Below are 19,600 nucleotides of genomic sequence, written 5' to 3'. Positions count from 1 at the left end.
CCTTGCTGGCCGCATGACTAATGTCAGTTGTCGGAAAGGAGAACGTGTCATGTTGAACAAGACTTACCCGTACTACCTCGCAAACGTTGCGGTAGCCGCCAATACCGATCTCGAAGTCACCGATAAATTCAGCGGCGAAGTGGCGACCCGCGTGGCGATGGCGGACGCAGCGGCGATCGACAAGGCGATCGGTTACGCCGTCGACGCGATGCCCGCATTGCGCGCGTTTCCACCTTTCAAGCGTCAAGCGGTGCTCGAACATTGTGTGAAGCGCTTTCGCGAGCGTTACGACGAGCTGGCGCTCGCGCTTTGTATCGAAGCCGGCAAGCCGATCAACGACTCGAAAGGCGAGGTCACGCGTCTGATCGATACGTTCAAGGTGGCGGCTGAAGAGTCGGTGCGCATCGACGGCGAGATCATCAATCTGGAGATTTCGCCGCGCGCGAAGGGCTATCACGGCTACGTGAAGCGTGTGCCGATCGGGCCGTGCTCGTTTATCTCGCCGTTCAATTTTCCGCTGAACCTGACCGCGCACAAAGTCGCGCCGGCGATCGCGGCCGGCGTGCCGTTCGTGCTGAAACCGGCGAGCCGCACGCCGGTCGGCGCGCTGATCATGGGCGAGATTCTGGCGGAAACCGATTTGCCGAAAGGCGCGTTCTCGATTCTGCCGGCGCATCGTGACGGCGCCGACCTGTTCACCACCGATGAGCGCTTCAAGCTGCTGTCCTTTACCGGCTCGCCCGCGGTGGGCTGGGAACTGAAGAAAAAGGCCGGCAAGAAGAAGGTGATCCTGGAGTTGGGCGGCAACGCGGCGGCGATCGTCGACGGCGATCAGGGTGAGAAGCTCGACTACGTGGTCGACCGGCTGGCGTTCGGCGCGTTCTATCAGTCGGGGCAGAGTTGCATCGGCGTGCAGCGGATTCTGGTGCATGCGAAGCTCTACGACGCCCTGCGCGAGAAGCTGATCGCCAAAACGAAGTCGCTGGTGATGGGCGATCCGAAGGACGAAAAGACCTTTGTCGGGCCCATGATCTCCGAATCCGAGTCGAAACGTCTCGCCGGCTGGATGGAAAGCGCGGTGCAGGCAGGCGCGAAGATCGTCGCGGGCGGCAAGGTCGACGGCGCGATGTTCGAGGCCACCCTGCTCGAGGGCGTGAAGCGCGACACCGATCTGTATCGTAAGGAAGCGTTCGGGCCGGTGGCGATTCTGGAGCGTTTCGACGATTTCGACGCCGCCTTGGCCACCGTCAACGATAGCGACTTCGGCCTGCAGGCCGGCGTGTTCACCGATTCGCTCGCCCATGCGCATCGCGCGTGGGATGTGCTCGACGTGGGCGGCGTGGTGATCAATGACGTGCCGTCGTTCCGGGTCGACAACATGCCGTATGGCGGCGTGAAGGATTCGGGGCTCGGGCGCGAGGGTGTGCGCTACGCGATCGAGGATATGACCGAGATGAGGTTGATGGTGATGCGCGAGACTTGGTGAGGCTTGCTCAGGCGGCGACCCGCAGGGCAGGAAGCTCGTGCTGTCATGCAACTGTCGCGTGAACGAACTACGCTCGCCGGCGAGGCGTTCGGCGGTCTCGCCGCAATTTTCCAAGGCTTTGTGCGACGTCCCCCCGGCCGGCTTTCGCCCGCGTAAGCAGAAAGTCGGCAGATGCGCCATGAGTGTTTTTGCTGAAGTGCTACAATACCGGCCTTTCCGGCGGGTGTTTCCGCCGGCCGGAGCCGGCCGCATTTTTTCCCGTAATACTGACGGGTCCCCGTGCGGAACGCCGTGGCTCCGCCTTCATCCTGATGCCCTCTGCGGTTCCGACCGCTGCCGTGCGCACCCGCGCCAAGTGCATTTTTAGCGAAAGCCACCATGTCCGACACAGCCGTCACGCCCAGCACTGCGACTTTTGATCAATTCGGCCTCGCGCCCGATATCCTGAAAGCCGTCAAAGAATCGGGCTACACCATCCCTACGCCGATCCAGGAGCAGGCGATTCCCGTCGTGCTGGCCGGCCGTGACATGATGGGCGCCGCGCAAACCGGCACCGGCAAGACCGCGAGCTTCTCGCTGCCGATCATCCAGCGTCTGCTGCCGCAGGCCAGCACGAGCGCATCGCCCGCCCGCCATCCGGTGCGCGCGCTGATCCTCACGCCGACCCGCGAACTTGCCGACCAGGTTGCCGCGAACGTGCAGGCCTATGCGAAGCACACGGCGCTGCGCAGCGCGGTGGTGTTCGGCGGTGTCGATATGAATCCGCAATCCGAGCAGCTGCGCCGCGGCGTCGAAATTCTGATCGCTACGCCGGGCCGCCTGCTCGATCACGTGCAACAGAAAACCGCCAATTTGGGCCAGGTGCAGATCCTCGTGCTCGACGAAGCCGACCGGATGCTCGACATGGGCTTCCTGCCGGATTTGCAGCGCATCCTGAACCTGTTGCCGAAAGAACGTCAGACGCTATTGTTTTCGGCCACGTTCTCGGGCGAAATCAAGAAGCTTGCCGCTACCTATCTGCGCGACCCGCAGACAATCGAAGTCGCACGCAGCAATTCGACCGCGACCAATGTGACGCAGACTGTTTATGAAGTGGCCGAGGGCGACAAGACGGGCGCTGTCGTCAAACTGATTCGCGATCGCAACCTCAAGCAGGTGATCGTGTTTTGTAACAGCAAGATCGGTGCGAGCCGTCTGGCGCGCAGTCTCGAGCGCGACGGCGTGATCGCCACGGCGATCCACGGTGACCGCACGCAGAATGAACGGATGCAGGCTCTGGATGCATTCAAGCGGGGCGAGATCGAGGCTTTGGTGGCGACTGATGTCGCCGCGCGTGGTCTGGATATTGCCGAGCTGCCCGCCGTGATCAATTTCGACCTGCCGTTCAATGCTGAAGATTATGTGCACCGGATTGGGCGCACTGGGCGTGCCGGGGCTTCGGGCGATGCGTTGTCGCTGTGTAGCCCGAACGAGCGTAAGCAGCTTGCCGATATCGAGAAGCTGATCAAGCGGCCTTTGGATGTGCAACGTCTGGTTGTGGATACGCCGGTGCGGCATCACCATGAAGAGCGTGCGCCGCGGCGTGAACGCGTCGATGGCCGTGCGGAAGGTCGTGATGAGCGCGGCGGTCGCCGGCGTTCGGGGGCTTCGGGTTCGGGGGCGTTCGATCGGCCGCATCATCATCGTGCGCAGCCGGTGGATGATTTCTTTCTTAAGCCTTATGAGCCTTCGGCGGCTTCCATGCGGAAGGTTGAAGAGGCGGCGGCCTCGGGTTCGTCTGCTGGTGCTCCGCAGAAGGGTGGTTCGAAGCAGCCGTTGGCGGCGTTGCTCGGTGGGTTTGGGATGCCGAGGAAGTTGACTTCGTCTTCGTGATTTTTTTTGGTTGGTTGCCCGCGCGGCGCTTTGGGGTTGTGGGCTTCCGGTGTTGGCCTTTTGTTGATCTGGGTTTTTTGGCCTTTCCTTGTCTTCTTAGTGGTCTATTAGCGTTGCCCCTGTGCGGGGCGGCACCTACTTTTCTTTGCCGGCCGCAAAGAAAAGATAGGCAAAAGAAAGCGGCTCACACCGCTAGCTCATAAGCGGGTCCCCCGCACAGCGGCGGTAGTGGTGCATCTGGAATCTGAGTTCCCGCACACTCCGCGTGAGTGACACAGCCGTCATTCTTCCGGCAGCGCTCCGCGCACCGTAGCGGTATTTCTTCAAAACCCCTCCCCATTTCCGCTCGCTCGGTCGACAAACGCCCCGAATGCCCTGGTGGCGTTATCGTGCCGCTTGCCGCTATGGCAGCCAGCCGCCAGCCCCAGCCGCCAGCCCCAGCCCCAGCCCCAGCCAAAGCCAAAGCCAAAGCCAAAGCCAAAGCCAAAGCCAAAGCCAAAGCCAAAGCCAAAGCCAAAGCCGAGGCCAAAGCTACCGCCGCAGTTACCAGCTATGCGGACCGGTCTCCACTGGCGTCCCTCGGGTGTTGGGTTGTCTCGGTTGTGTCCGGCGCTTTTGGGGCGCTATTTGTGTTGCGTGCTCACGCCCATGCGCTTTGCCCAAGCCGTCGTTGCGGCGGCATAAAAATCTTCTAGCGTCGCGTGTTCGCTGCCGTTGATCTCTAGCCCCAGGTGCCGCGCGGCTGCGCTTAATGTCTCAAGTAGTTTGTCATTGTCCAACGCGGTTGCGCCGTTTTGTTTGCTGAGTTTTTCGCCCCGATCGTTCGTGACCACTGGCACGTGCAAATACTCTGGCGTCGGTATGCCCAGACAACGCTGCAAGTAAATCTGCCGCGCCGTTGAATCCATCAAGTCCGCACCTCGCACGATGTGCGTAATGTCCGCGTCCGCGTCGTCGACCACCACCGCCAGTTGATACGCCCACTGGTCGTCGGCGCGCTTCAGGACGAAGTCGCCGACCTCGGTGGCCAGGTTCTGCGTCTGCTTGCCCTGCCAGCGGTCTTCGAATGTGATCACCGCAGCGTCGCCGTCAGGCACGCGCAGGCGCCAGGCGCGCGCCGGTTTGCCGTGCAGGCCGCTGCGACACGTGCCGGGATAGGCCAGCGTAGTGTTGCGCGCGTGCGCACTCAACAACGAATCGGCAATCTCCTTGCGCGTGCAGCCGCATGGATAGATCAGACCGTCAGCAGCATTCAACTGATTCAGCGCTTCCTGATAGCGCGCCAGGCGGCGGCTTTGCCAGACCGGCGGCTCGTCTGCGTGCATGCCGAATCGTTCAAGCGTCGCCAGAATGTCCTCGGCCGCGCCAGCGACAGTTCGAGGACCGTCAATGTCTTCAATACGCACAAGCCACGCGCCGCCGTGCGCACGGGCGTCCAGCCAGCTTGCGAGCGCGCTCACCAGTGAGCCGAAGTGCAAGGGCCCAGTAGGCGACGGCGCAAAGCGTCCACGATAGGTCATGAGGTGGATGGATTAGTGCGGAAAAAACGGGACGCGCTCACCGCCATGCAGGAAATGGGCGCCTCAGTCGTGTCTTGCCGGCCTCCGCGTTGCGGGCCAGCAAACTCGCACAGCGTGCTCTCGTTCGAAGCACGTTATACGACTAAACGCGGCGTCCACGGCGCAGGCGGTCGCAGCATTCCCAGCCGTGTTCTGCACGTGTGCGACAACTGCAATGTACTGTGCCCCAAGCACACCAGGCACACCAGGCACACCGGGCACATCAAACACAGGGAACACCCAGCGCGTTCAACGTGCCTCGCCGAGATCGCGCAAAGGGCTTGCGCCTATCACGCGGCGCGGGCCGCCTTGCTGTCCGGATGGCACTCCGGACACGTCTTGCCGGCCACATACATCGGCGATTGCTGCGCTTGCGGCGTGACTACCGCGCGACAGCCGAAACATTGCACCGTGGCGGTTGGCTCCAACTGGGGATTGAGCGCGGTCCGGTAGTCGAACACGAAGCAGTCGCCGTGATAGTGAGCGCCGCCCACTTCCTCGAAATACTTCAGGATGCCGCCTTCCAGTTGGTAGACGTTCTCGATGCCGACTTCCTTCATATGGATCGCCGCCTTCTCGCAGCGAATTCCGCCCGTGCAGAACGACACCACCGTCTTGCCTTCGAGATCGGCGCGGTTCTGCTCGATCACCTCCGGAAACTCACTGAATTTCGTAATGCGGTAGTCGAGCGCGTCGTCGAACGTGCCGACGTCCACTTCAAACGCATTGCGTGTGTCGAGCATCACGACAGGACGGCCTTCGTCGTCATGGCCGCGGTCGAGCCAGCTTTTCAGCGTGGCGGCGTCGACGAACGGCGCGCGGCCGAGTTCCGGTCGGATGGCCGGCTTTTTCATCGTGATGATCTCGCGCTTGAGCTTGACCAGCATGCGGGTGAACGGCTGCTTTTCCGACAGGCTTTCCTTGAATTGCAGATTGGCGAATTTGCCTTCGAACAGCGCATCGTGACGGATGTAGTCGATGAAGGCGTCCGCGGCTTCGCGGGTGCCCGCGACGAACAGATTGATGCCTTCCGGAGCTAGCAGGACGGTGCCGCGCAGGCCAAGCGTAGTGCAGCGCTCGGTGACGAGCGGGCGCCATGCGGCGGTGTCTTCGATAGTCGCGAAATGATACGCGGCGAGATTGACGGTACTCATGTGTGTCCAGCGGTAAGAAGCGCCCGGCGGCACGGAAAACGGGGCGCATTGAGACGCCCACATTCAGCCTCCATGCGGCCGGCCACGTCGAATAGGCGAAACCCGTATTATCCCTCAAGCCGGCGCTTAGGCCGACTCGGCCGAATGGCCAGCCAGTTGCGGCAGCGCAAATCGCTCGCAAACTTGCACGGCGCTTACTCCATGACTTCGCCGGGACCGTGCGTTCTGGCGAGTGAAATACTGCTGATTTGCCCCTGCTGGTTCGTCTGGGCGCGCAAGACGTACGCCCATGCGCTGTCACCGAAACCTTCCACTGCCCGCAAAACACCGATGTACGGCGCGCTCGCGTTGCCGTCCTAAGCCGAATGGCTAACGCGCGGTTTTGGCCTGAAAACTCCGGAAGGGTGGAGTTACAATGTCGCCCATGTCAGATCCCCGCTTCGTTCATCTCCGCGTTCACTCCGAATTCTCGATTGCCGATGGCATCGTGCGTCTTGACGACGTCGTCAAGGCCGCTGCCAAAGACGGTCAGGGCGCGCTCGCCCTAACCGACCTCGGCAACGCGTTCGGCCTCGTCCGTTTCTACAAGGAAGCCCGCGGCAAAGGGGTCAAACCCATTGCCGGCTGCGATGTCTGGATCACCAATCCGGACGACCGCGAGAAGCCTTCGCGTTTGCTGCTGCTGGTCAAGAATCGGCGCGGCTATCTGAACCTGTGCGAACTGCTCAGCAAGGCATCGCTCACGAATCAGTATCGCGGCCGCGCGGAGGTCGAAGCCGGCTGGCTCGAATCGGGCCTGGGTGAAGGCCTGCTCGCGTTGTCGGGTGCGCAACAGGGCGACATCGGGCTCGCGCTTGCCGCCGGCAACGAAGAAGCGGCCAAACGCAATGCGTTGCATTGGGCCAGGGTGTTCCCGAGTGGCTTCTATATCGAACTGCAACGGTGCGGTCAGCCAGGCGGCGAGCAATACGTGCAGCAGGCGGTCGCACTCGCGGCGTCGCTGAAATTGCCGGTGGTGGCCACCCATCCCATGCAGTTCATGACGCCGGACGATTTCACCGCGCACGAAGCGCGCGTGTGTATTTCCGAAGGCGACATCCTGGCGAATCCGCGCCGCTCGAAGCGCTTTACGTCGGAGCAGTATTTCCGCACGCAAGAAGAGATGGCAGCGTTGTTCGCGGACATTCCGTCGGCGCTTGCCAATAGTGTCGAAATCGCCAAGCGCTGCAATCTCACGCTCGAACTCGGCAAGCCGAAGCTGCCGCTCTTTCCGACGCCCGACGGCATGTCGCTCGACGACTACCTCGTGCAATTGTCGAAGGAGGGCCTCGAAAAGCGTCTCGAACAACTGTATCCGGTTGAAGCCGAGCGCGAGGCGCAGCGCGAAACGTATTATCAGCGCCTCGAATTCGAGTGCGGCACGATCATCAAGATGGGCTTTCCCGGCTACTTCCTGATCGTTGCGGACTTCATCAACTGGGCGAAGAACAATGGTGTGCCGGTCGGTCCGGGCCGGGGTTCGGGCGCAGGTTCACTGGTGGCGTACGCGCTCGGCGTGACCGACCTCGATCCACTGCGCTACAACCTGCTGTTCGAACGTTTCCTGAATCCGGAACGGGTGTCGATGCCCGACTTCGACATCGATTTCTGCCAACACGGCCGCGACCGTGTGATTCAATACGTCAAGGAGAAATACGGCGCGGACGCCGTGTCGCAGATCGCCACCTTCGGCACGATGGCGGCGAAAGCGGCAGTGCGCGACATCGGCCGCGTGCTCGATCTCGGCTACATGTTCACGGACGGCATCGCCAAGCTGATTCCGTTCAAACCAGGCAAACACGTCACCATCGCCGACGCGATGAAGGAAGAGCCGCTGTTGCAGGAGCGCTTCGACAACGAAGACGAAGTGCACCAGTTGCTCGAACTCGCGCAACGCGTGGAAGGCCTCACGCGTAACGTCGGTATGCACGCCGGCGGCGTGCTGATCGCGCCCGGTAAGCTGACCGATTTCTGTCCGCTCTATACGCAGGGCGACGAAAGCGGCGTCGTGAGCCAGTACGATAAAGACGACGTCGAAGCCGTCGGCCTCGTGAAGTTCGACTTTTTGGGCCTGACCACGCTGACGATTCTGGATTGGGCCGAGCGCTATATCCGCCGTCTCGATCCGTCGAAGAAAGACTGGTCGCTCGCACAGGTGCCGCTCGACGACGCCGCATCGTTCTCGATCCTGAAGAAGGCGAACACGGTCGCCGTGTTCCAGCTGGAAAGCCGCGGCATGCAAGGCATGCTGAAAGACGCGCAGCCCGACCGCTTCGAAGACATCATCGCGCTGGTCGCGCTGTACCGTCCGGGCCCGATGGACCTGATCCCGAGCTTCTGTGCGCGTAAGCACGGCCGCGAAGTGGTGGAGTATCCGGATCCGCGCGTCGAACCTGTTCTGAAAGAGACCTACGGCATCATGGTCTATCAGGAGCAGGTGATGCAGATGGCGCAGATCATCGGCGGCTACTCGCTCGGTGGCGCCGACTTGCTGCGCCGCGCGATGGGTAAGAAGAAGGCCGAGGAAATGGCCGAGCACCGCGAGCTGTTCCGCCAGGGGGCCTCGAAAAACGGGCTGACCGGCGAGAAAGCGGACGAAATCTTCGACTTGATGGAGAAATTCGCGGGCTACGGCTTCAACAAGTCGCACGCGGCAGCGTATGCGCTGCTCGCGTACTACACCGCGTGGCTGAAGGCGCACCATCCGGCCGAATTCATGGCGGCGAATATGTCGCTCGCCATGGACGACACGGACAAGGTCAAGATCCTGTTCGAGGATTGCCTCACGAACAAGATGGCCGTGCTGCCGCCGGACGTCAATCTGTCCGCATACCGTTTCGAGCCGGTAGCGGAAGCGGACGGCAAGCGGTCGAAAACCATCCGCTACGGTCTCGGCGCAATCAAGGGCAGCGGCCAGAACGCGATCGAAGAAATCATCCGCGCACGTGAAGAAGGTCCGTTCATCGACATCTTCGATTTCTGCAACCGGGTCGATCGCCGGATCGTCAATCGCCGCACGGTGGAAGCATTGATCCGCGCCGGCGCGTTCGACACGCTGCACGCGAATCGCGCGCAACTGATCGCCTCCGTCTCGCTGGCCATGGAAGCCGCCGAGCAGGCAAGCGCCAATGCGATGCAGGCGGGCCTGTTCGACATGGGCGATGCGCCGTCGCAAGGTCACGAGCTGGTCGACGAGCCGGAATGGCCGGAAAAGAAGAAGCTGCAGGAAGAAAAGGCCGCGCTCGGCTTCTACCTGTCGGGCCACCTGTTCGATGCCTATAAAGACGAAGTGCGCCGTTTCGTGCGTCAGAAAATCGGCGAACTGAAGGAAGGGCGCGACAAGCTGGTCGCAGGCGTGATCGCATCGCTGCGCACGCAGATGACCCAGCGCGGCAAGATGCTGATCGCGCTGCTCGACGACGGCACCGGCCAATGCGAAGTGACTGTCTTCAATGAGACATTTGAAGCGCACAAGCAGTTGTTCAAGGAAGACGAATTGCTGGTGGTGCAAGGCCAGGCGCGTAACGACGCATTTACGGGTGGCATCCGTTTCACGGTCGATACGGTGATGGATCTCGGCCGCGCACGTTGCCGTTATGCGGAAGCCGTGAAGGTGCAGATGAACGGTAATGCAGACGCATTGGCGTTGCGGCGCGTGCTCGAAGCGCATAGCGCGGGTAAAGACGAGCCACAAGCTGCGCCGGCACCGGCGGCGTCGTCGCGCGGCAATGGCGGTGGCGGTGGTCGCAACGGCGGCGGTTATGGCGGCGGTGGGCAGCGTCAGGCGGTGCAGATTCCGAACGGCCTCGCCGTGCAGGTGGTTTATCGCAGCGAGAATGCGCAAGGCGAAATGCGTCTGGGCGACGCGTGGCGCGTGAAGCCGACCGACGAACTGCTCGCGGCATTGCGCGGCGAGTTTGCCGGAAGCTCGATCGAGATCGTTTATTGATTCAGCCCGCGCTGAAAGGCGCGAGCCGCGACTGGAATTTGATTTCTGGTTGGCCCGCGCCGGCCAGTCCTAGCGCCGCGTCTTTCCCCCAAGCCGCGCCAGCTTCAAAAACCGGTAGTACACCGTTTCCGCGTTGAACACCGCGATCATGAAGCCCGCGCGGCCGTCGAGAAATCCGCGCCGCAGCACGTAGGTCCGCACGAAGGCCCATGCGCCGCGCCCGAGCGCCTTGCCGAAACTGCCTCGCTTGCCGGCCGCATGACGTTGCTGCGCACCCGCGCTCGAATACGCGTCGAGCTTGCGCAATACGCCCTCGAAGTCCTCGTAGGAGTAGTGCATCAGCTTGCCGGTCAGCCGCTGCGACGGAGTGTCGAACACCAGGCGTTCGTGCACGAGGTCGTCGGAGAAACGCGCAGCACCCCGTTTGAACAGGCGCGGAATCCAGTCGGGATACCAGCCGCTGTGATGAATCCAGTGGCCGCAAAAGCTCGACAACCTGTCCACCGCGTAGACATCGGCGGTGGGGGCCGCGAGCGCCGCGCGGATCGCCGAGGCCAGTTCCGGCGAAACGATTTCGTCGGCGTCGATCGAGAGAATCCAACTGGTGGTGAGCGCATCCACCGCACGGTTTTTTTGCGGCCCGAAGCCCGGCCAGTCGGTTTGCTCGAGCACGCGCGCGCCGTGTGCCCGGGCGATGTCAGCGGTGCCGTCGGTGCTGCCGCCGTCGATTACGACGATCTGATCGGCGAAGGCCACGGCCTGCAGGCATTCGGCCAGTCGCGCCGCCGCGTTTTTGGTGATGATGGCGACGCCGAGGGTGGTTTCTTGCATACCTGAATTGCGTGGAGGGTGCAGGGGTAGGGAATGAGTCGCGCAAGTATACAACCCGCCCGATCCATATCCCCGGCCGCCATCACCAACCGTTTACAATGCACTTTTTTGATATTTCACGCGTCAGGCATTCCGCGCGGCGGCCATCCGCCCGTTGTGCGGATGCTGTTCCGCATTCTCAGAGGATTCCTTGAGCGCGAAGCCAACGTTAAGCAAACCCATCGGTTCAGGTGAGGCATCGTCGCCCGCAGTCGTCTTTCGACGCCTGTGGCCGTATATCAAGCCGCTGATGTGGGTGGTGGTCGGCGCAATCGTCGCAATGGCCGTGAGCGCCGGCACCGACGCAGCGATTCCCGCGTTGCTCAAGCCGCTGCTCGACAAGGGCTTCGGCGCGCATGCAAACGACAACGCCAAGTGGTTCGTGCCGGTTGCGGTGATCGGCCTTGCGCTGATTCGCGGCGTGTCGCAATACGCGTCCGGCTATCTGCTCGCGTACGTGTCGAACAAGATTCTGCTCGAACTGCGGCTGAAGATGTTCAACCGCATGATCCACACAAGCGTGGCGTTCTTCCAGCGCGAAACCGCGAGCACGGTGATCAACGCGATCGTCTTCGAGGTGAACCAGATTCTCAACGTGCTGTTGAGCGTGATGGTCACGCTGGTGCGTGATTCGCTGACAGTCTTGTTCCTGCTTGGCTATCTGTTCTATTTGAACTGGCGCCTGACGCTGATCGTCGCGGTGCTGCTGCCGGGAATCGGCTGGCTGGTCGGCAAGATCAACCGCCGATTGCGGCGCCTGAATCGCGAGCATCAACTGCTGACCAACGAACTCTCGTACATCGTCGAAGAGACGGTGGGTGGCTACAAGGTCGTCAAGGTGCACAACGGCGAGCAGTACGAGACGGATCGCTTCACGGCGATGAGCAAGCGTCTGCGCGGCTACGCCATGCGCATGACCGTCTCAGGCGGCCTTGCGCAGCCGTTGACGCAGTTCCTCTCGTCGATTGCACTTGCAGTGGTGATTACCATCGCGGTGGTGCAGTCGTCGTCGGATCAGACCACCGTCGGCGGGTTTGTCGCCTTCGTCACGTCAATGCTGCTGATCATCTCGCCGCTTAAACACCTGATGGACGTGAACCAGCCACTGCAGCGCGGCATGACGGCGTGCGAACTGATTTTTGGCCTGATCGACGAGCCGTCCGAACCGGAGGGCGGCGGCAAGCCGCTCGAGCGCGCCCGCGGCGAAGTGGAATTCCGCGACGTCTCGTTCACATATGGCAGCAACGCCACGCATAACCGCCACACGCTCGACCGGGTGTCGTTCAAGGTGGCGCCGGGTGAGATGGTCGCGCTCGCGGGCCCGTCGGGCAGCGGCAAGACCACGCTCGTCAATTTGCTGCCGCGCTTTTTCGATCCGACCGGCGGCGAAATTCTGGTCGACGGCGTCGCGCTGCCGGAATATGACCTGCACGCGCTGCGCAGCCAGATCGCGATGGTGAGCCAGGACGTCGTGCTGTTCAACGACACGGTGGCCAACAACGTCGCTTATGGCCAGACGGCCGATCGTGACAAGGTCAAGGCGGCGCTGCGCGCTGCCAACCTGTGGGACACCGTCGAGGCGATGCCCAACGGCATCGATACGTTGGTCGGCGACAACGGCATGATGCTTTCGGGCGGCCAACGCCAGCGTCTCGCGATCGCGCGCGCGATCTACAAAGATGCGCCGATCCTGATTCTCGACGAAGCCACTTCGGCGCTGGATTCGGAATCCGAGCGCCATGTGCAGGCCGCCCTGGAAACCCTGATGAAGGGCCGTACCACGCTCGTCATCGCGCACCGTTTGTCGACCATCGAACGGGCCGACCGGATTCTGGTGATGGAAGCGGGACGGATTGTCGAGCGCGGCAGCCATCGCGAACTGCTGACGCAAGATGGGCTGTATGCGCATTTGCACCGCATTCAGTTCCAGCAGGACGCAGCCTGATCAGCCCAATTTCCCACATGCTGCAACAGCCAGCCGGGCAGCGCCCCTTCCAGGCGTCTCCCGGCCGCGGCTGACAACCGTTCGCGGCATTTCTCGCGAGCTTTGTCCCCCTTCGCTTACAACCGCGTGTCAAGCGGGGCTTTTAGCCCATTTTTGGGATGGTGTTGCGTTTCGTCTAATTTTGTTGCGCTTTTTCTACAGTAAACGCATGCTGACGACCGACGACCCTATTCCGCAGAGGAAAACCTCCTGGCGATGCATCACGACGATTCCACCAGCAAACCACTCGTTTCGATTGCGCTTGCGACCTATAACGGCCGCACTTATCTGCCCGAGCTTCTGGCTTCGCTGGAAGCGCAAAGCTGGCCTAATCTCGAGGTGGTGGTATCCGACGACGCTTCCACCGACGGCACGCCCGAATTATTGGCCGCGTACGCCGGCCGCGTGCAGGTCCGGCTGATGCCGGGTGGCGAGCGGGTGGGCATCGTGCGCAATTTCGAGCGTGCGCTGGCGGGCTGCCGCGGCGAGTACGTCGCACTGGCGGATCAGGACGACGTCTGGGCGCCCGAAAAACTCTCCGACCTGATGCACGAATTGCAGGCCTTGGAAAAGGCCCGCGGCGTCGCCACGCCGGCGCTGGCGTTCTGCGACATCGAATTGGTGGATGCGACGCTGTGCCGCCTGTCGAAGTCGCTCTTCGATATCACGGCGAAGTCGTGCCGCGCCGAGCGTCTGCGGGATTTTCTGCTGAGCAACCATATCCCGGGCTGCGCGATGCTGGTCAACCGCGCCGCGCTGGAGCGCGCGCTGCCGTTCCCCGTCGGCATCGTGATGCACGACTGGTGGCTGGCGATGGTGGTGGCATCGTTCGGCGAGATCCGTTACGTGGCGGCGCCGCATCTGAAATATCGCCAGCACGACAGCAATGCGGTTGGCGCGAGTGCGACCAATCAGCGGTCGGCGGCCGGTGCGCGCGACGAATGCAAGCAGGCGGCGGCGGAGCGGCGGGGCGCCAGCAAACGGCGTCAGATCGACGGCATCGCGGATCAGATTCAATTGTTCGGGCGGCGTTTCGGAACTGAACTGCCGCTCGATGCGCGCGACGATATGAACGCGTTTTCGCGCGGCATCGAGAACTGGCGCGGCGCGCTCGAATTCGTGCTGCTCAGCCACACCGGCGAGACCTTCCTGCGGGCGATGAAAATGATGCGGCGCTTGCGCAAAAGTCTGCTGAGCTTCGGCGTCGAGGCGCAGCAGCCGTTCGGCCGGCGCTTGCGCGGGCGGCGCAGCACTTCCTGAAGCACCTTGCGGCCAGCGGTTTCAGCGGCCGTTTTTCCGCACGATCCGCTTGAGCCAGATGCCCGGCGCGTAGATCGCCGGGCATGTCGCATACAGAAACATGCGCAGGCGCAGCCCGAGCTTGACGTTGGGACAGCGCGTAAGCAGCCCGATACGTTCTCCGGGACCGCTCGCTTCGAACATCGCGTGAATGAATTGTTCGCGCGCGAGTTTGGACGCCAGCGCCGTGCGCATGCGTTCGCCCACGCCGCCGATCTCGGCGTCGCGCTGCAACTGCGCGAGTTCCGCCAGTCCATGGCGATTGCTTTGGCGCATTCGCGCAATCAACTCGTCCACCGATCGATAGCGGCGTTTGCGCGATAGTCCGCCGCGCCGGTAGCGCACCAACGGTTCGCGCAGACTCGCGGCCCCGCCCGACAGGATCGCGCGCAGCACCATGATCTGATCTTCCGCGGCGGCGCCCGGCAGCATGGGGCCGAAGCGCTCGAACAACCGGCGCGACCATGTGTGCGCGGCGCCGATGAGCCACGGGCGGCCGGCGAGCCAGTCGTCGAAACTGCGATAGGTGTCGAGTTCGGTCGGCGACATTCGTTCGTGGACATTACCGGCTTCGTCCATGTCCGCGAGGTCGGTGGCGATCAGATCGGGGCGGCGATCATGGGCGAGCCAGAAATCGACCACACGCTCACAGCGGTTCGGCGCGGACATGTCGTCGCCTGCGGCCACGAACAGCAGTTCTCCGTCAGCCAGTTGCGCGATTTGCGATAGATGTGCGCTGATACCCCGGTTGGCCGCGTTGCGGCGCGCGATCACTTTGTGGGGGCCGCTGTAGCCGGCGATCGCGGCTTCGATCGCGGCGAACGTGGCGTCGCTGGAGGCGTCGTCCGAGATGATGATTTCGAGCGGCGCATAGGTTTGCGCGAGGGCGCTCCGCACGGCCTCGGCGATCTGCTTTTCCTGGTTGTAGGCGATCAGCAGGATCGATACGAGCGGGCGGTCAGTGTCTGACGCTGCGGATTCAGGGCTTGTCGACGGGCTATCGGTCATGGAATAGGGTGGGGTGCGGTTGCGCTAGATTCTAATCGGTGACGGGAGGGCTGCGTCATGTAGCCCGCGAAGCCCATCCTTTACAATTGCCGCTGCCCCGAAACCAGTCCGCACGGTCCTCCACCTCCACCGCGCGGGCGCCTCACAGAGAACCGATCCTTGTCCGATCCGACCCGGCGTCCTGTTACCGACATCGCCCTGACCGCCCAGGCGCTGAAAAACAGTGGCGGCGCCGAACGCTACACGCGCGACGTGATTGCCGGTTTGCATCGGATGGGCCTGCGTCCCACGTTGTTCGCCCGTGAGATCGACCGCGCGCTGCCCGAGGCGGCGTGGGTCGACGCCCAGCCGCTCAATGTCCGCTGGGCGCCGCGCAAGCTTCGCAATCTCGCGTTCGACTGGCGCCTCAAGCAACGGCTGAAACGGCACCGTCCGGCGTGCGTTTTCTCGATCAACCACTCCACGCATGCCGACGTCGCGTTGTGCGGCGGCACGCATCCGGGTTCGCTCGAAGCCGCCGGCCGCACCGCGCGCCGCAGCGACCAATGGCAGATCGATATGGAGCGGCGCGTCTATTCGCAGGCGCGTACGATCGTCGCGCATTCGCAATTGATGAGCCGCGAGTTGCAACGTTTCTACGGTGTGCCGCCCGAGCGCATCGACGTCCTCTATCCCCCCGTGGACACAGCGCGTTTTCAGCCGCTGAACGACGTAGAGCGAGCCGCGGTGCGCCGCCAGTTCGGTCTACCCGAGGACCGCGTGATTTTTGTATTTTCGTCGACCAGTCACGAACGCAAAGGCTATCCCTTGCTGGAAGCATTCTTTGCACAAACCACGCTGCCGGTTTGCCTGGCGGTGGCTGGACGGCCCGTGCCGAAAACCAGCGACACGATTCGCTATGTCGGGTACTGCAAGGAGATCGAAAAACTGTTCGCCGCCGCCGACTTTACCGTGGTGGCGTCGGCATACGAGCCGTTCGGTCTGGTGGGCGTGGAGTCGGTGATGTGCGGCACGCCGCTGGTGATCGCCGACAACGTCGGATCGGCGGAGACCGTCACCGGGGCGGCGAAGATCGAGTTTTCGCGGCAGTCGGCGGGGAGCTTCGAGCGCGCCATTCAGGCCGCGATGGAGCGTGTGCGGGACGGCGACGCGCGTATCGCCGAGCCACTGAAGAGCCTGGTCTACGACCCGAGTGTCGATGCTCATGTCGCCGCGCTCTACAAACTATTCAGGCGTTGACTCCGGGAGTGGTCTGACGGGCGGCGCGTGCCGCCGCTGGCTGCACCGTAGCCAATTCGCGCTTGCGCGAATCGATCACCGCGAGAAACGTGGCGACCAGCAGCGCGAGCAGCACGGTGACCATGATTGGCACGAGAACGTCGATGGTCAGTCCGAAAATCACCGTGCTGGTGGCAACCGCCAGCCCCGCATAGGACGCCGCGCGAATCGCCGGATCGCTCGACAGCCTGTGACGCCAGAAGTACACGGAGATGCCGTAGTAGAACAGCAGCAGGCACATCACGCCGATTGCGCCCATCTCGGCAAGCGTCGAGAAAAAGTCGCTATGGGCGCGCTCGTTGACGATCTCCGTCTTCACTTCGCCACGCTTCGCGAGCAGTCCCAACTCGTCCACCAGACGCCCCTTGCCGACGCCGAGCACCGGATGATGCATAAAGATCAGACCGGACGCATTCCACAACTGAAAGCGCAGGCCGACCGACGTGTAGTCTTCGCCCTGATGCATCATTGACACGTCGTTGGTCACTTCGGCGAGGCGCTTCTGAATCCGTTCCGTCGATAGGAGCGCACCCGCGGCGATCACGATCGCCAGCGTCGTGATCAGGAGACGCTTCTTGTGCGCGTACCACTGATACTGCATGCCGAGCAGCACGACGAACACGGGCACGGCTAGCCAGCCGCCGCGGCTGCCCGACAGATAGGATGCGTAGCCGCCGCCCACCAGTGCCAGTAACCGCAGCCCGAACACGAACCCGAACCCGAACCCGTTACGCGGCTTGTCCCAGCCCAACGTGAAAACCGACAGAAAACCGAGCAGCAGCGCGGTGTCGCCGAACGGAATCGCATTTGTATAGGAATTATTCAGACGATTTGCATCCGTCCAGCCGCCAGGGGGTTGATCCATGAGCGCCCAGGCGCCCACTGCCAACGCGCCGGCGGCACAGCCCCAGCCGATCACGCGTAGATGCCTGGACGGCAACTGCCGCAGCAGCAGAAAGACCGGCAGGGCAAGCACGAAGCGCGACAACGCGTCGAATTGGCGTGGCAGCCAGTAGCCGAACAGCGCCTGCTGGACGGCGATGGCTACGACGAAAGCCAGCATGCCGATCGTGAACCAGCGGTAGGTGCGCAGGCCGGAGAAATAGCCGGGCATGCGCCGGTTGGCCACGGCGGCGCCGAGCGCCAGCGCGAGAATTGCGAAGAAGCAGTAGCCCGTGCCGCCGCGCCACACGAGATTGACCGCGGGCGCGAAAAACAGCAGGGCTGTGCTGAGCCAGACCAGACTGGGAGCAAAAATCATAGGGCAACAATATGTAAGAACACTACCGTTCCGGTGGTGGAATTGCTATGACCGGACCCTTGGGTGCGTTTTTTAAGACGGTAGAGCGATCGCGATTATAACCGTGCGGTCCCTTGCGGAATGCTTGCTGAAGTACACAGTCAGTCACGCGTCGGCGGAGGTGCAGCAACCGGTGTCGCGTTGCACGGACGGTCTTGCTCAAAGACGGCCGTCATGGGTGGCGGACCATGGTATTTGTAGTATGAGCGGGCGGCGGCGGTACAATCCCCGGCGAAACAGATGGGCGATGCTGTTTGGCTGTCTGTGCGGTGTCAGGCTCCCAGCGCGCCCGCAGACACTCACGCCGACAGCGATTCTTCAACGCCGCGCCCGGTGATGTCGCGGGCACGGTGGTCATTCAATTGCACTTCACTACACCGGATTGCCAATGCGGAGTTGAACCGCGCTCGCGCCGACGGCAAGCTCAACGGACCGAATCGATGTTCACAATCATCATCCCGACCTGGAATAATCTGCCTTACCTGCGGCTCGTGATCGAGAGCTTGCGGCGTCATTCCACGCACGCGCATCAGATCATCGTGCACGTGAACGACGGCTCGGACGGCACCCTCGCCTGGGTGCGCGGCGAGGGTATCGAACATACCGCGTCGCCCGGCAATATCGGCATCTGTCATGCGGTCAATATCGCGGCGGCGCGCGCCACGCAGGACTACATCGTCTACATGAACGACGACATGTACTGCTGCCCCGGCTGGGACGACGCGCTCGTCAAGCGCCTCGCGCAGATGCCGGCCGACAATCTGTTCATGCTGTCCGGCACGATGGTCGAGCCGGTCGACTCCGGTAATCCCTGCGTCGTCGTTCAGAATTTCGGCCGCGATGTGGAAAATTTCCGCGCCGACGAACTGGTGGCCGCCGCGCCGAAACTCGTGCGCGCCGACTGGCGCGGCGCCACGTGGCCGCCCACGCTTGTGCATCGCGACTGGTGGTACAAGCTTGGCGGCTATAGCAGCGAATTGAGCCCCGGCATGAGCAGCGACAACGACTTCTCGATGAAGCTGTGGGACGCCGGTTGCCGGGTGTTTCTCGGCGTCGGCGACAGTCTTGTTTATCACTTCCAGCAGAAGAGCACCGGCAAGGTCGTCAAGAACGATGGGCGCCGCCAGTTCCTGAACAAGTGGGGCATGACGCAAGCCACTTTCGACCGTTATTTTCTGCGTCGCGGCACGGCGGTGGAAGGCAGCCAGGCGGTCAGCGAACCTGAGCGGACCGGCCGCTTGCGCCGCGCGCTGCTCAAGTCGCGCATCAAGCGGGCGTTCAGCTAAGGGCACGGGCGCCGGCGCGCGCTTTTGCGTACGCTTTGCGTACGTTACACGCCGCCGGTCACCAGCGGCAGCACCGTCAGATCCGGATGCGTGCCTTCGACGATGCTGCGCCCCACGTGCACCCCTTCGTAGAGCGCTTCATCCTTGCCGGTGAAGCTCTCCTCGCCGTCCGCATGGAACGGCACCGCATGCCCGGGGATGGTCGGGTCGGCGCCTGGATGACACACGTAGCCTACATACGTGTAGCGGTTATCAGCGGCGGTTGACGGCTTCGTTTCGTCGGGCGGGCTTTTCGGGAAGGGCGCCACGTGAATTTCGAAGCCCTCGTACTCCACCATCTGCCAGGGTGCGGTTTCATCGGCCATGGCCGCCTCCGTCCAGGTTCGCGTGTTTCTTAAAAAGTCTAGGTGATTTGAACGCAAAGCGCGCCCCAGGACCCATGCGGCTAAACCACTACGGCTTACTACGGCTTGATCGCACCCGAGCCGTCGAGCAGCGTCGGCTTGTAATCGGTCT

The 19,600-nt window shown here is 62.6% G+C and carries 13 protein-coding genes; 7 read left to right on the top strand and 6 right to left on the bottom strand.

Translation table 11 applies throughout. The features are described from left to right. Nucleotides 1–49: 49 nt before the first annotated feature. Both PQR53_RS11065 and PQR53_RS11060 read left to right on the top strand, forming a co-directional pair. On the top strand, nt 50–1,486 hold the full coding sequence (locus PQR53_RS11065; protein WP_408453075.1) for an aldehyde dehydrogenase family protein: 1,437 nt from the start codon (nt 50–52) through the stop codon (nt 1,484–1,486). Between the two features lie 378 nt (nt 1,487–1,864). Further along, on the top strand, nt 1,865–3,358 hold the full coding sequence (locus PQR53_RS11060) for a DEAD/DEAH box helicase (protein WP_408453072.1): 1,494 nt from the start codon (nt 1,865–1,867) through the stop codon (nt 3,356–3,358). A gap of 623 nt (nt 3,359–3,981) precedes the next feature. Here the strand turns inward: PQR53_RS11060 and gluQRS are convergent. Next, nucleotides 3,982–4,878, bottom strand: a complete 897-nt coding sequence (gluQRS, locus tag PQR53_RS11055) for a tRNA glutamyl-Q(34) synthetase GluQRS (RefSeq protein WP_408453069.1) — start codon at nt 4,876–4,878, stop codon at nt 3,982–3,984. 329 nt (nt 4,879–5,207) lie between these two features. Further along, a complete protein-coding gene (locus PQR53_RS11050; protein ID WP_408453064.1) occupies nt 5,208–6,071 on the bottom strand; it encodes a sulfurtransferase in 864 nt (287 codons plus the stop codon). A gap of 415 nt (nt 6,072–6,486) precedes the next feature. Between PQR53_RS11050 and dnaE the strand changes: the two genes are divergently transcribed. Then, complete coding sequence (gene dnaE / locus PQR53_RS11045) at nt 6,487–10,059, top strand: DNA polymerase III subunit alpha (RefSeq protein ID WP_408453061.1); 3,573 nt, start codon at nt 6,487–6,489, stop codon at nt 10,057–10,059. A 69-nt stretch (nt 10,060–10,128) separates the two neighbouring features. On the opposite strand, the gene PQR53_RS11040 is transcribed toward dnaE, so the two are convergent. Next, on the bottom strand, nt 10,129–10,890 hold the full coding sequence (locus PQR53_RS11040) for a glycosyltransferase family 2 protein (protein ID WP_408453058.1): 762 nt from the start codon (nt 10,888–10,890) through the stop codon (nt 10,129–10,131). 190 nt (nt 10,891–11,080) lie between these two features. On the opposite strand from PQR53_RS11040, the gene msbA reads away from it, so the two are divergent. Both msbA and PQR53_RS11030 read left to right on the top strand, forming a co-directional pair. Next, nucleotides 11,081–12,874, top strand: coding sequence for a lipid A export permease/ATP-binding protein MsbA (msbA, locus tag PQR53_RS11035; protein WP_408453056.1), 1,794 nt, complete (start codon nt 11,081–11,083; stop codon nt 12,872–12,874). A gap of 255 nt (nt 12,875–13,129) precedes the next feature. Further along, the gene (locus PQR53_RS11030; RefSeq protein WP_408453053.1) at nt 13,130–14,173 is read left to right on the top strand and encodes a glycosyltransferase family 2 protein; all 1,044 of its coding nucleotides are present in this window, start codon (nt 13,130–13,132) and stop codon (nt 14,171–14,173) included. A 21-nt stretch (nt 14,174–14,194) separates the two neighbouring features. Here PQR53_RS11030 and PQR53_RS11025 read toward each other — a convergent pair whose 3' ends face one another. Then, nucleotides 14,195–15,220, bottom strand: a complete 1,026-nt coding sequence (locus PQR53_RS11025; RefSeq protein WP_408453052.1) for a glycosyltransferase — start codon at nt 15,218–15,220, stop codon at nt 14,195–14,197. A 159-nt stretch (nt 15,221–15,379) separates the two neighbouring features. Between PQR53_RS11025 and PQR53_RS11020 the strand changes: the two genes are divergently transcribed. Further along, nucleotides 15,380–16,459 carry a glycosyltransferase family 4 protein gene (locus PQR53_RS11020; protein ID WP_408453049.1) on the top strand — a complete coding sequence of 360 codons (1,080 nt, stop codon included), beginning with the start codon at nt 15,380–15,382 and terminating at the stop codon, nt 16,457–16,459. Here the strand turns inward: PQR53_RS11020 and PQR53_RS11015 are convergent. Next, nucleotides 16,449–17,759: an O-antigen ligase family protein gene (locus PQR53_RS11015; protein ID WP_408453047.1), complete on the bottom strand. Its 1,311-nt coding sequence runs from the start codon at nt 17,757–17,759 to the stop codon at nt 16,449–16,451. The two genes, PQR53_RS11020 and PQR53_RS11015, sit on opposite strands and share 11 nt — an antisense overlap. 479 nt (nt 17,760–18,238) lie before the next feature. Between PQR53_RS11015 and PQR53_RS11010 the strand changes: the two genes are divergently transcribed. After that, nucleotides 18,239–19,084, top strand: coding sequence for a glycosyltransferase family 2 protein (locus PQR53_RS11010; RefSeq protein WP_408453044.1), 846 nt, complete (start codon nt 18,239–18,241; stop codon nt 19,082–19,084). Nucleotides 19,085–19,128: 44 nt separating this feature from the next. Here PQR53_RS11010 and PQR53_RS11005 read toward each other — a convergent pair whose 3' ends face one another. After that, nucleotides 19,129–19,449: a hypothetical protein gene (locus tag PQR53_RS11005; protein WP_408453041.1), complete on the bottom strand. Its 321-nt coding sequence runs from the start codon at nt 19,447–19,449 to the stop codon at nt 19,129–19,131. Between the last annotated feature and the right edge of the window lie 151 nt (nt 19,450–19,600).

This window comes from Paraburkholderia fungorum, assembly GCF_046027605.1.
Lineage (GTDB): Bacteria > Pseudomonadota > Gammaproteobacteria > Burkholderiales > Burkholderiaceae > Paraburkholderia > Paraburkholderia fungorum_F.
Note: the sequence above shows the minus strand (reverse complement) of the source record. Positions and strands in the feature narration are given on the sequence as shown.

Coding starts and splice junctions, on each gene's coding strand:
- PQR53_RS11065 (WP_408453075.1), top strand. CDS start 50: ATGTTGAACAAGACTTACCCGTACTACCTCGCAAACGTTGCGGTAGCC.
- dnaE (WP_408453061.1), top strand. CDS start 6,487: ATGTCGCCCATGTCAGATCCCCGCTTCGTTCATCTCCGCGTTCACTCC.
- PQR53_RS11025 (WP_408453052.1), bottom strand. CDS start 15,220: ATGACCGATAGCCCGTCGACAAGCCCTGAATCCGCAGCGTCAGACACT.
- PQR53_RS11015 (WP_408453047.1), bottom strand. CDS start 17,759: ATGATTTTTGCTCCCAGTCTGGTCTGGCTCAGCACAGCCCTGCTGTTT.
- PQR53_RS11030 (WP_408453053.1), top strand. CDS start 13,130: ATGCATCACGACGATTCCACCAGCAAACCACTCGTTTCGATTGCGCTT.
- PQR53_RS11050 (WP_408453064.1), bottom strand. CDS start 6,071: ATGAGTACCGTCAATCTCGCCGCGTATCATTTCGCGACTATCGAAGAC.
- gluQRS (WP_408453069.1), bottom strand. CDS start 4,878: ATGACCTATCGTGGACGCTTTGCGCCGTCGCCTACTGGGCCCTTGCAC.
- PQR53_RS11010 (WP_408453044.1), top strand. CDS start 18,239: ATGTTCACAATCATCATCCCGACCTGGAATAATCTGCCTTACCTGCGG.
- PQR53_RS11040 (WP_408453058.1), bottom strand. CDS start 10,890: ATGCAAGAAACCACCCTCGGCGTCGCCATCATCACCAAAAACGCGGCG.
- PQR53_RS11060 (WP_408453072.1), top strand. CDS start 1,865: ATGTCCGACACAGCCGTCACGCCCAGCACTGCGACTTTTGATCAATTC.
- PQR53_RS11005 (WP_408453041.1), bottom strand. CDS start 19,449: ATGGCCGATGAAACCGCACCCTGGCAGATGGTGGAGTACGAGGGCTTC.